Annotated in this window: 1 protein-coding gene; it reads right to left on the bottom strand. The window is 73.8% G+C overall.

The features are described from left to right. Positions 1–401, bottom strand: a 401-nt coding sequence (locus AB4Y83_RS22710; RefSeq protein WP_442298283.1) for a hypothetical protein, incomplete at both ends; no start/stop codon positions are given.

The raw sequence follows: 401 nt of genomic DNA, 5'->3' as shown, positions 1-401 counted from the left end.
GCTGCCCGTCGTCGCGGTGGAGTCGGCGCTGAGGAAGCCGGCCGCCCGGGGTGAGGTGGCGGTGAGGTTGATCGCGGCGGCGGTCGCTCCGGCGGGCACGGGTGACCCGGTGACGCCGGCGACCTTGATGGTGAGCGAGGCGCCGGCGGCGATCGCGGTGCGGACGGGGTTGGATGTCGTGCCGACGCGGGTGTCGAGCAGGCGAGTGGGCGTCGTGCTCGTCCACCGCTGGCTCGTGCCGCTGGTGGTGAGGTAGCCGGTGACGTCGGCGATGACCTGCACGGTGCCGGCGGAGTGGTTGACGATCGTCAGCGTGCCGGAGGTGGTGAGGCGGCCGACGAGGAGGTTGGCGACGGTCTGGCCGGCGGCGAAGTTGGCGGTGGAGCTGCCCGTCGTCGCGG

This window comes from Terrabacter sp. RAF57 (genome assembly GCF_052113925.1).
GTDB lineage: Bacteria > Actinomycetota > Actinomycetes > Actinomycetales > Dermatophilaceae > Terrabacter.
The sequence above is the reverse complement of the archived record's forward strand: the minus strand, read 5'-3'. Positions and strand labels throughout refer to the sequence as shown.